Source organism: Leuconostoc inhae (assembly GCF_019656015.1).
Taxonomy (GTDB): Bacteria; Bacillota; Bacilli; order Lactobacillales; family Lactobacillaceae; genus Leuconostoc; species Leuconostoc inhae_A.
The window spans coordinates 237,625-249,539 of sequence record NZ_BPKW01000004.1; the positions used below are offsets into that span (position 1 = coordinate 237,625).

General features: G+C 37.1%; 11 protein-coding genes. 10 read left to right on the forward strand and 1 reads right to left on the reverse strand.

All coding sequences use genetic code 11. The annotated features are described in order from the left end of the window. Nucleotides 1–8: 8 nt before the first annotated feature. Genes K5Q14_RS03540 through K5Q14_RS03550 form a run of 3 tightly spaced genes read left to right on the forward strand, consistent with a single transcriptional unit; the run spans nt 9 to nt 2,251 of the window. Nucleotides 9–809, forward strand: a complete 801-nt coding sequence (locus K5Q14_RS03540) for a shikimate kinase (protein WP_220734450.1) — start codon at nt 9–11, stop codon at nt 807–809. Nucleotides 810–812: 3 nt separating this feature from the next. Beyond that, a complete protein-coding gene (locus K5Q14_RS03545) occupies nt 813–1,367 on the forward strand; it encodes a hypothetical protein (RefSeq protein ID WP_220734451.1) in 555 nt (184 codons plus the stop codon). After that, complete coding sequence (locus K5Q14_RS03550; protein ID WP_220734452.1) at nt 1,364–2,251, forward strand: type I 3-dehydroquinate dehydratase; 888 nt, start codon at nt 1,364–1,366, stop codon at nt 2,249–2,251. The genes K5Q14_RS03545 and K5Q14_RS03550 overlap by 4 nt, the downstream gene beginning before the upstream one ends. A 33-nt stretch (nt 2,252–2,284) precedes the next feature. On the opposite strand, the gene K5Q14_RS03555 is transcribed toward K5Q14_RS03550, so the two are convergent. After that, nucleotides 2,285–2,482 carry a YjzD family protein gene (locus tag K5Q14_RS03555; RefSeq protein WP_220734453.1) on the reverse strand — a complete coding sequence of 66 codons (198 nt, stop codon included), beginning with the start codon at nt 2,480–2,482 and terminating at the stop codon, nt 2,285–2,287. A gap of 128 nt (nt 2,483–2,610) precedes the next feature. Between K5Q14_RS03555 and K5Q14_RS03560 the strand changes: the two genes are divergently transcribed. From K5Q14_RS03560 to era, 7 genes are all read left to right on the forward strand, one after another. Further along, entirely contained in the window at nt 2,611–5,949 is a 3,339-nt protein-coding gene (locus tag K5Q14_RS03560) for a DNA polymerase III subunit alpha (protein WP_220734454.1), read from the forward strand. 98 nt (nt 5,950–6,047) lie between these two features. Then, the gene (pyk, locus tag K5Q14_RS03565; RefSeq protein WP_220734455.1) at nt 6,048–7,469 is read left to right on the forward strand and encodes a pyruvate kinase; all 1,422 of its coding nucleotides are present in this window, start codon (nt 6,048–6,050) and stop codon (nt 7,467–7,469) included. 206 nt (nt 7,470–7,675) lie between these two features. Then, on the forward strand, nt 7,676–8,872 hold the full coding sequence (locus tag K5Q14_RS03570; protein ID WP_220734456.1) for an ammonium transporter: 1,197 nt from the start codon (nt 7,676–7,678) through the stop codon (nt 8,870–8,872). A 61-nt stretch (nt 8,873–8,933) separates the two neighbouring features. Next, a complete protein-coding gene (locus K5Q14_RS03575) occupies nt 8,934–9,944 on the forward strand; it encodes a PhoH family protein (RefSeq protein ID WP_220734457.1) in 1,011 nt (336 codons plus the stop codon). Then, nucleotides 9,925–10,407, forward strand: a complete 483-nt coding sequence (gene ybeY, locus K5Q14_RS03580) for an rRNA maturation RNase YbeY (protein ID WP_220734458.1) — start codon at nt 9,925–9,927, stop codon at nt 10,405–10,407. Before K5Q14_RS03575 ends, ybeY begins: the two co-directional genes overlap by 20 nt. Beyond that, nucleotides 10,391–10,864 carry a diacylglycerol kinase family protein gene (locus K5Q14_RS03585; RefSeq protein ID WP_220734459.1) on the forward strand — a complete coding sequence of 158 codons (474 nt, stop codon included), beginning with the start codon at nt 10,391–10,393 and terminating at the stop codon, nt 10,862–10,864. The genes ybeY and K5Q14_RS03585 overlap by 17 nt, the downstream gene beginning before the upstream one ends. A 110-nt stretch (nt 10,865–10,974) precedes the next feature. Continuing rightward, the gene (gene era / locus K5Q14_RS03590; protein ID WP_220734460.1) at nt 10,975–11,886 is read left to right on the forward strand and encodes a GTPase Era; all 912 of its coding nucleotides are present in this window, start codon (nt 10,975–10,977) and stop codon (nt 11,884–11,886) included. Nucleotides 11,887–11,915: the final 29 nt, after the last annotated feature.

An 11,915-nucleotide genomic window follows, 5' to 3' on the forward strand; every position in this document is an offset into this window, starting at 1 on the left:
AGAAAATAATGATTAAAGAACCAGATACATTGATGCTTATTGGTTTTATGGGTGCTGGAAAAACAACTGTAGGCAAAGAAATAGCTCGTCAACATCATTCTAAATTTCTTGATATTGATGATGAAATTGAACGTGTTGCTGGACAAACTATCGCTGAAATTTTTGCGACGCGTGGTGAAATTGGATTCCGTCAATTAGAGACTGAGGTATTAAATAATGTGCAAACCTTCAAGGGCATTGTTGCAACAGGTGGTGGTGTCGTAGAACGGCCAGAAAATTTAGCTGTGTTACAACATTCGCCAGCAACGGTTATCTACTTACATGGTAACTTGGAAAGTACGATTGGCCGATTAATTTTAGAAGGACAACGACCATTATTACAAGAAAAATCCACAGCAGATTTTTTTGCTTTGTGGCAAAAGCGTGATCCGAAATATCAACAAGTAGCTAATTTCACTGTTGAAACTGTTGGTAAAAAGCCCTCACGTATCGCTGCTGAAATTATTGCGTTATTTAGTGCTAATCAAGATGAATTGGCACTATTACAGCTACGATCACAAATTGATGCTTTTGATCGCCAAATTTTTCAAACGATTGCTGAACGTTTTCAAGTAGTTGAGGGCATTGCGCACTACAAAGAAAAATTTAGTATAGAAACAATACAAAACAACCGTATGATTCAGCAGCGAGTAGCTTTGAAAAGTGATTTTTATGCAAATGAGGACATCACTGATGATATGATTGATGATATTATGACAATTTTAATGAAAGCAGCGATTGATAAAGAATTGAAACAGTTGAATGGGTGAGTTATGAATATACATACACTTGGTCCTACGGGGACTGATTCAGATCGTGCAGCAAAGCATTATTTAACAGATGAAGCTTTGATTTTGCACGCGAGCTTTGAAGAAATTATCATGAATTTTCATAATTATATAGGTGATAAAATATTGATGCCTGTTGCATTCAAGTCTAATCTGTTGGACGGTACTGACTGGGCTGAGTTCAACTACTTGAATTGGATGACTCTTGAAATTGAATCAACATTTTCGTTGCCGTTAATGACAATGAATCTTGTTGAAAATACACAGTATCAACGAAATATTGCTTTGATTCATGCTGCAACTGAAGGCTTAATGAAACGATACTTAACAAAAATAGCGTTGAATAATGCTGCTGGACCATCAATTGTGTTTGCACCAAGTAAAATTGTCGCATTACAGGACTTTATAAAAAATAAAAATCGGTTTACAATTATTTCAGAAGAACAATTTAAAAAAATTCCAGAAAGTAGTGACGTGAAATATCAAATCAGGCAAGTATTAAAGCCTCAAATGATATGGGTCGTCTATAAAATATTATGACACTTAGAGAATTATTGCATTTGCCAAGCACCAATGATAAACCAATTATCACGGTGCCTTTAACCTTAGGGCCAGATGATAAGTTTGGACCTTTCACACAAAAATTGCAGCAACAAAATCCAGACGTGGTCGAATGGCGAGCAGATTATATAGCCGATAATTTTAGTCAAGCTGTGATGTGGCAACAGGTTAAATTAGGCGCACAAAATGAACTCGCGCAAAAAGATGTCTCAGTGATGACGGAAGCCAAGATGTTAGCTGAAATAGACAATGCGAAGCAAGAATTTACTGCCAATTGGCCGGCCATGAATCAGCAAATTATCAAAGAATTAATCGGCACTGTATTTAATAGTATTGGTGGTTTTCCAATCATTTTGACATATCGGACGACCTCCCAAGGTGGACAAGGAGAGATGTCAGCCGTTGAGTACACAGCTTTTTTGGTTAATGCACTATCTGCTGGTTACCCATTTGCAGCCGTTGATGTGGAATATTCATTAGAAGAACTTTTGCGGGAAAAAATTATTGATGCCGCACATAAAGTCGGAGTGCCTGTTATATTGTCATATCATGAGTTTAAGATGACGCCAAAAAACAGCCTAGATATTATACTGGATATGTCAAAACAACCAGTAGATATTGTTAAATTAGCAGTGATGTCGCAGTCTGAGCAAGACACACAATATTTACTAGACGTGACCAAAAATGCTGCGACTAGCATCAGTCAGCCATTGATTACTATGAGCATGGGTGAATTTGGTAAACGCTCACGAATCGAAGGTTACAAATATGGTTCAGAAATGACATTTGCTGTACTCGATGGGACACGGGTTAGTGCGCCAGGTCAGCTAACAGTAAATGATCTCGTGCAATCATGGCAATAAAAAAAGACGTGAATTATTGATTCACATCTTTTTTTATTCTTCGGCGGTGATTTTTTTTGATGCAGCTGATCCTGAAATTGCAGGGATTGCAATGATTGCAATTTCACCAACAACAACGGAAATAATCGCAACTGTTGTGAATGAATAAGTTCCCTCAGATAGTTGAGAAACAATATATCCTAAAATTTCACCAAAAATTGCTGACCAAACAGCAACAGTAATAAACTTCATAATTTCCACCTCTTTACAGAACTATCATACGCTCTTTAAAAAAAAGGCGCAACCTTTTTTGATGCGTTTCGTGTATAATTAAAGGGAACAAAATTTCGTATTAACATAGGAGACGTAGTGGAGGCCTAATGTACGCACCTTTACAGATTTTGAGTGCTTATAGCTTATTAAAAAATCCCAACACAATTGAACAAATTATTGAAACTGCCCAAAAACGTCATTATCAAGCTATTGCTTTAACCGATATAAATGTGATGTATGGCGCTGTTAAATTTTATGAAATCGCTAAAAAAAATAATATCAAGCCCTTATTTGGCGTGACTTTACAAGTTAACGGCTTGGTCAATACTGCGACTGTTTTTCCGATAATACTCATCGCCGAAAACCAAATAGGTTATCAAAATTTGATGTGGATTTCTTCAGCCAAGATGACTAACAAAGTTAGCGACATGACATTGGATGTTATTACTGGGCACTTATCAGGCATCAACGTTATTTTCCCCAATGATAGTGAAATTTCACAGTTTATCGCATCTGAATATACGGAATCAGTTGATTACTGGCAACAGCTGAGCACAAAAATTGACCCCCAAAAATTATATTTAGGCATTAACCCAAAATTAGCACCACAAATTCAAGAACGATTAGTATCGTTTAGTGAAAAAAATCAAGCCAAGTTGATTGCATTAGATACGGTTGACTATCTCAATCCTGATGATGCGTTCACAACACAAGTTTTAAAGGCCATCGAGACAAGTACTAAGTTAGATGATATTAAATTCCTCGCACAACAGTTAGGAACACATGTATTACAGGATTTTAATGAGATTCAAGCTGCCTATTCAGCAAATAGCGCCTTAGAAACTGCCTACTTGAACAATGAATTGTTAGTATCAAAGAGTCATGTTGAAATTATCTTTAAACAAACAGCAACATTACCAAAGTTTCAGTTGCCAAACGAAAATCAAACTTCAGAAACTTATTTGCATGATATTGCAGAAAAAGGTTTATTAGAACGTACTAACGGACGGCAAGTTGCTTTAGAGCAGTATGAGAAGAGATTGCAACACGAATTGCAAGTCATAGATAATTTAGCATTTAACGACTATTTTCTAATTGTTTGGGATATTGTCAACTTTGCTCATCAAAAAAATATTCAAATGGGTGCTGGGCGTGGTTCTGCCGCAGGCTCCTTAGTGGCGTATGTTTTAAAAATTACTGATGTTGATCCGATACAGTTCGGCTTATTATTTGAGCGTTTTTTGAACCCACAACGTATCCAAATGCCAGATATTGATATTGATTGGCCAGATAACAAACGAGATTTGATATTAAACTATTTACATGATAAATATGGACAACGCAATTTTGCGCAAATATTGACGTTTGGCACTTTGGCAGCTAAGCAGGCGTTAAGAGATACCGCTCGTGTGTTCGGCGTGTCCCAGCAAATGATGAGTCGAATTAGTAACGCTGTACCCCAGGGTAAACAAGGACGTAAAGTATCGATTGAAGATACTTTAAATGAATCTAATGTTTTGCGAACTGTTTTATCTGATATTGATAATGGGGATTTATTACTTAAAGTAGCACAACATATTGAGGGATTACCACGTAATTATTCAACGCATGCGGCTGGTGTCGTGTTGAGTTTAGAGTCATTGGTTAAAACTTTACCAGTCCAATCAGGCTCAGATGATCGCTTATTGACACAATTTGAAAAAAATCCAGTTGAAGCACTGGGATTGCTTAAAATTGATGTCCTTGGTCTATCCAATTTATCTATTTTAGCGCAAACATTATATGAAGCCAAAAAGCAGTTGCCAGATCATTTTAACATTAGTAACATACCACTTGATGATTCAAAAACTTTGGATTTATACGCTAAAGGTGATACGAACGGGGTTTTCCAGTTTGAATCTTCAGGAATTAAAAATGTATTGCGACAATTAAAACCAACAACTTTTGAACACATTGTTGCAGTTAATGCACTCTATCGACCAGGACCAAGTCGTAATATTCAAACGTTTATTCAGCGACGACACGGCCGCGAAAAAATTACGATACTTGATGCAAGTCTTAAAACAATTTTGGCGCCAACGTTTGGCATTATTGTCTACCAAGAGCAAGTCATGTTAGTTGCAGAAACTTTTGCAGGCTTCACCTTAGGTGAAGCTGACCTTTTACGCAGTGCGATGTCAAAGAAAAAACTAGAAAAAATGACAGCAATGCACGAAAAATTTGTGCAAGGGGCAATTGGCTTGGGTCATGATGGTGAACAAGCTGAGCAGATTTTTGCCTATATAGATGAATTTGCAAATTATGGGTTTAATCGATCACATGCTGTTGCATATAGTAAATTATCTTTTGAATTAGCCTATATGAAAGCACATTATCCGGTTGCTTTTTTTACGGCACTATTAAATGCCAATCTTGGGTCACCTGAAAAAATAAGACATTACGTTATGGAGGCAAAATCACGTCACATAGAAGTTAATCCGCCCAATATCAACCAATCACAACGTTTTTGGACAGCAGATGATCAAAAATTGCAGATGGGTTTAAATAATATTAGAGGGGTACGAACTGATTTTGTGTCTGCTGTATTAGAAGAACGGCGAGAGAATGGTCATTTTAAATCAATTCAATCGTTTATTCGTCGTTTGCCTGATAAGTTACGTAAGAAAGATGTTTTGATACAACTTGTTTATGCTGGGGCATTGGATACGTTTGGTTATAATCGGTTAGAATTAATAACTGCGTTACCTGACTTAATTGAAGCAGCTGGATTTGGTGACTTTATTTTAAGTGAAACTAAGATAAAGAAAAGTGATGATTTAATGTTAACTGATAAGTTAGCACATGAAAAAGAAGTCATAGGCGTCAATTTATCAGGTCACCCATTGGATGCCTTCTCATCACTTATTATCAGTCAAAAATTCGAACAAATTGCCGGCATGACAAAAAAAGACCAAAAAATAAAAAGTATAGTGATTATTGATAGTGTTCGTAAGACACGTACCAAAAAAGGTGAAGAAATGGCGTTCATGACCGTTTCTGATATAACCGGAACAATTAGTGTCACCGTATTTAGTCAAGTGTTAACTAAAACGAATGATCTATTAAAAACAGGCACAATTATTGAAATTACTGGAAAAGTCGACAGCTATAATGGTAAATTATCAATTATTGCCAATCAGATACATCATGTGCCTGACACAGAGCCATCGGCATCCGGAACTTGGTTTTTACAGTTTGATAAGGCACACGATACGGTTGAAAATCGGCATGACGTGATTGAAATGCTAAAAAAACACCATGGCGATAACCCAGTTGTGATATATTGGCAAAATACGGAACAAAAACAAACCCTTGATTCAAAATTTTGGATGGTTGATGAAACCGTTATCATTGCTGAATTATCAACTTTATTAGGCTATAAAAATGTTGTGTTTAGACGAAGTTAACAATATTGTGGCTTGTATAAACAACTAATAATGTATAAAATAGAGTTTGGGTAGAGTTGCACAAGCAACAACCAAGATAACTAAGGAGCTATTTAACCATGAAAAAGACGAAAATCGTCTCAACACTTGGTCCGTCATCATCTGATGTCGAAACAATCGTAAAGTTAATCCAAGCGGGTGCTAATGTATTCCGTTTTAACTTCTCACACGGCGATCACGAAGAACATTTGGGTCGTATGAATGCAGTTCACGAAGCTGAAAAAATCACTGGTAAAACAGCTGGTATTTTGTTGGATACAAAGGGTGCAGAAATCCGTACAACAAAACAAGTTGATGGCAAAATTGAATTCCATACAGGAGATACACTACGTATCGCAATGGATGAAAATCTTGAAGGCACAAAGGACAAGATTGCTGTTACTTATGCTGGTTTGTTTGATGATGTTAATGTTGGTGGACAAGTTTTGTTCGATGACGGTTTGCTTGGTACAACAGTTATTGAAAAAGATGTTGCTAATCGCGAGCTTGTTGTTCGTATCGATAACGATGGTATTTTAGGTTCACGTAAGGGTGTTAATGCACCTGGTGTTGCAATTAATTTACCTGGTATCACTGAAAAAGATGCTGACGATATTCGTTTCGGTTTAGATCATGAAATTAACTATATCGCTGCTTCATTTGTTCGTAAGCCTGAAGATGTACTTGAAATTCGTGCATTATTGAAGGAAAAGAACATGGAACATGTTCAAATTATTCCTAAGATTGAATCTCAAGAAGGTATTGATAATCTTGATGCGATTCTTGAAGTTTCAGATGCTTTGATGGTGCCACGTGGTGACATGGGTGTTGAAATTCCTGCTGAAAATGTGCCTTTGGTTCAAAAAGACATGATTCGTAAGATGAACAAGTTTGGTTTGCCTGTTATTACAGCAACTCAAATGCTTGATTCGATGGAAGAAAACCCACGTCCTACACGTGCCGAAGCTTCCGATGTTGCTAACGCTGTATTTGATGGTACTGATGCAACAATGTTATCGGGCGAATCAGCTAATGGTGATTATCCAGTTGAATCAGTTGCTACAATGGCTGCAATTAACGAAAAGGCTGAAACATCATTGCGTGAAAATGGTCGTCATCAAGAAATCTTGTTTGATGAATCAAGTGCTACTGAATCAGTTGCATCTGCTGTTACACGTATTTCACGCAGCGTAGGTGCTAAGGCTGTTGTTGTGTCAACGAACTCAGGATATACTGCTCGTATGGTTTCAAAGCACCGTCCTGATGTTAACGTATTAGCAGTGACTTATTCAGAGCGTGTACAACGTGGTTTGACTTTGAACTACGGTGTTGTACCTGTTGTTTACGAGGCACCATCATCAATTGATGAAATGATTGCCTTGGCTAAGACAGCGGTTAAAGAGCAAGGTTTGGCTAACACAGGTGACACGATTGTTATCGCAGCTGGCGTACCAATGTCACAATCTGGTACAACAAACATGATTACTGTTCAAACAGTATAATAAACATAAATAATCGACAGAACTAATATATGTGCTTGATTAGTATAATATTGGTTTAATAAGTCAAAAAGCGATAGTTTCAGTCGAAACTATCGCTTTTTATATTGAGTACAAAAATAGTAGATGTTATAAAACCTACCATAATCAAACCGTTATAATTGGTCTAGCTGTTATGATGATAAAAACGATATATAAGGAGCTCTTTTATGAATACAGGTGATTTGGCTTGGGTTTTAATATCTGCAGTATTAGTATGGTTAATGACACCAGGATTAGCACTTTTTTATGGTGGATTAGGTGAAAAACGTAATTTACTTCACACAATGTTTGTACCGGTTCTTATAATTGGTATTGCTTCATTAGTTTGGTTTATTGTCGGATATTCTTTAGCTTTTGGTGGATCAGGTAATGTCATAGGCAATTTTAATCATTTATTTATGACTAACGTATCATTTACACAATCGACTAAAAATTTAACAATTCCAGATGGTGCTTTTGCCTTATTTCAAGGTATGTTTCCGATTATCACAGCAGCAATTATCACTGGATCTGTGATCGGTCGGGTGCGTATTAAAGCAATGATTGTATTCATTACGTTGTGGCTTATTTTTATTTATTCACCATTGGCGCATATGGTTTGGGGTGGTGGATTGTTAGCACAATTAGGTGCGATTGATTTTGCCGGCGGCACAGTAGTTCATATTTCAAGTGGTGTAACTGGCTTAGTACTGGCGATAATGATTGGTCATCGTCATCATGACAAGCATATTCCTGTTAGACCATCGTATGTTTTAATTGGTGGTGCGCTACTTTGGGTAGGTTGGTTTGGATTTAATTCAGGATCAGCTTTGGCTGCTAATGGAACAGCTGTATTGGCTTTGGTGAATACATGGTTAGCGTCATCGGTAAGTGTTTTAACTTGGGGAATAGCCGAGTATAAACGGCATAATCGGGCAACCTTAGCTGGTATTACAAGTGGTGGTGTGGCCGGTCTAGTGGCTATCACGCCTGCAGCTGGATTTGTGGCACCGTGGGCTGCAGTAATTATGGGTCTAGTAGCTGGATTGATTGGTTTTGCTGGTATTACGTTTGTAAAAAATAGTTTTGGCTATGATGATACCTTAGATGCTTTTGGTATTCATGGTATTGGTGGGACTGTAGGCGCAATTTTGACCGCAGTGTTTGCTGATAAAAGTATTGGCGGTGTGGCTGGTGTTATCAATGGTGATGTATCATTACTCTGGAAACAGTTAGTCGCAATTTTGTTTACCATAGCTTTTGCAGCAATTGGGACATTTATTTTAGCAAAAATTACTGAGTCTATTGCCGCACCTCTTCGATTAACAGCATCTGAAGAGGCCCAAGGGTATGATAATATTCTTCATGATTTAACACTTGAATGACGGGCATTAGCCCTTTTTTTGTGTTAAAATTAAAAGAAAACATATAAAGGGGATCTGTCATTTGTCAATACAAATACAGCAAATTTTTACATTTGAAAATGCAGAGCAACAAGCAAAGTTAATTGGTGTTAATGATAATTTTCTGCGTTTAATAGAAGAAGGTTTAACCGTCAAATTACATGCACGTGGCGATCAAATGACTATTAATGGTGATGAAGATAAAGTTCAGTTAGCTAACGCTGTCATACATGAATTAACTGGTCTAATCAAACATCAAATTAATATTTCGCCAACTGATGTTGTCAGCGCAGTCACAATGGCACAACGTGGAACATTGGACTATTTTAGTGATTTGTACTCTGAAACGTTGATTAAAGATAATAAAGGACGCGCAGTGCGCGTTAAAAATTTTGGACAACGACAATACATACAAGCTATACGGAAAAGTGATATAACATTTGGTATTGGCCCTGCAGGAACTGGGAAAACCTATCTAGCAGTTGTTATGGCTATTGCCTCGCTCAAACGTGGTGAAGTAGAACGTATTATTATTACACGCCCTGCTGTTGAAGCAGGCGAATCACTTGGATTTTTGCCTGGCGATTTGAAAGAAAAGGTAGATCCATATTTACGCCCAATTTATGATGCCATGAATAGCATCATTGGTGCAGAGCATACACAACGTCTAATGGATCGCGGTGTGATAGAAATTGCGCCTTTAGCCTATATGCGTGGTCGTACACTAGATGATGCCTTTATTATTTTAGATGAGGCACAAAATATAACAAATCAACAAATGAAAATGTTTTTAACGCGTTTAGGGTTTGGTTCGAAAATGATTGTCAATGGTGATATTTCTCAAATTGACTTGCCACGTGGTGCTCAGTCCGGATTGATTTCGGCACAACGTATTTTAAAAGATGTGAACCGTATCATGTTTATCAACTTTAGTAGTGCTGATGTTGTCCGTCATCCAGTGGTTGGTTTGATAGTTAATGCCTATGAAGCAGCGGAGACTAAACTAGAAGCATTAAAAAAGGAGCAAAAGGCTAATGGATTTAGCAATAATTGACCAGACAAAAAATAGTGTAACGCAATACCATAAAGATTTAGTTTATATGATTTTAAATTTTGCTGGAGCCGCTTTAGAGTTGCCAGATAACACAGAAATGTCAGTGACATTTGTTAATAGTGATAAAATTCAGCGTTATAATCGCGACTATCGTGGTGTCGATAAACCCACAGATGTTATTAGTTTTGCATTAGAAGAGGGGGATGACGCATTTGACTTATCCCCTGAAGATGATTGGGCCAATGATATTGCTAAAAATATTGGTGATATTTTAGTGTCAGTTGACGTTATTGCCTCACAAGCTGATTATTTAGGTCATAGTTATGAACGTGAGCTTGGTTTTTTAGTTGTTCATGGCTTCTTGCATTTGAATGGTTACGATCACATGCTAGGTGACGCTGAAGAAAAAGAAATGTTTGATTTACAACGAAAGATTTTGGATGATTATGGCCTCAAGAGATAACGAACGAACAGAATTAGAGGGCTTACCAGACCATGAAAAGCGACAAACAATGCGCAATAGTAATTTCTTAAAAGCGATGCGTAACTCACTAAATGGTATCTGGATGATTTTAGTTCGTGAACGAAACATGCGAATCCATGTCGTGTTAGCCTTTTTGATTTTAGTTGCGGGTTTACATTATGGGTTATACCGTGCCGATTGGTTGTGGGTTACAATGGCTATTTTCATCGTGATTTTTAGTGAATTTTTAAACACAATTATTGAAGCTGTGGTAGACTTAGTTGTTGAGAAAAAGTATCATCCCCTTGCTAAACTTGCCAAAGATGTTGCAGCAGGGGCAGTGCTGGTAGCTGTAGGTGTTGAAATCATTATTTTGTTAATTATTTTTCAACCATACGTATGGCGTCAGTTTGGTATTGTAACCAATTTCTCGGATTTATTACACCAGTTTCAATAATAAACCATGGTATGAATAGGACTGATATCTATCTGATATTAGGATATAACGCTGGGCAATATGCTCGAGTATATAACAGGAGAAAGTCGACCTAGGCGTCGCATTTATTTATGACAGAAGTACCATTTAAATCAGGATTTGTTGCCATTATTGGTCGACCAAATGTTGGCAAATCAACGTTACTTAATCGCATTGTTGGCGAAAAGATTGCCATAATGTCAGATAAAGCACAAACAACACGTAATAAAATACAGGGTATTTATACAACAGATTTAGCACAAGTTGTATTTATCGACACACCTGGTATACATAAGCCACAAAATTCATTAGGTGATTTTATGGTCAAATCAGCTTTCTCTGCTCTGCATGGTGCAGACGCGATTTGGTTTGTTGTTGATGCTTCAATGACACGTGGTCGTGGTGATGATTTTATTATTAATCGCTTAAAGGAAATTAAAAACACACCAATTTATTTATTAATTAATAAGGTAGATTTACTAGCACCTAAAGATTTATTAAATGTTATTGCGAGTTATCAAGAAGATGCTCCGGAATGGGCAGAAGTATTTCCAATTTCAGCACGTGAAGGTGATAATGTACCAGAGTTACTAGATAACATTGTTGCTGGCCTTGAAGAAGGACCGCAATATTTTGATGCTGATCAACTAACAGATCATCCCGAACGTTTTGTCATTGGCGAATTAATTCGTGAAAAAGTCTTACAATTGACGCGACAAGAAGTACCACATTCAGTTGCTGTTGTTATTGATAAAATTTCACGTGAGAACGAAGAAAAAATTCATATTCAGGCTTCTATTATCGTTGAACGACCAACACAAAAAAATATTATTATCGGTAAGCAAGGGGCAATGATTAAAGACATTGGTACACGAGCACGCAAAGATATTGAACGTTTAATGGGAGATAAAGTGTTTCTGGAAACTTGGGTTAAGGTAGAGCCACGTTGGCGTGAGAGGCCACAAGCATTGCAAACGTTGGGATATAGCGAAGAAGATTATTAACAATAGCTAGTTAATCATAATATTTTTTG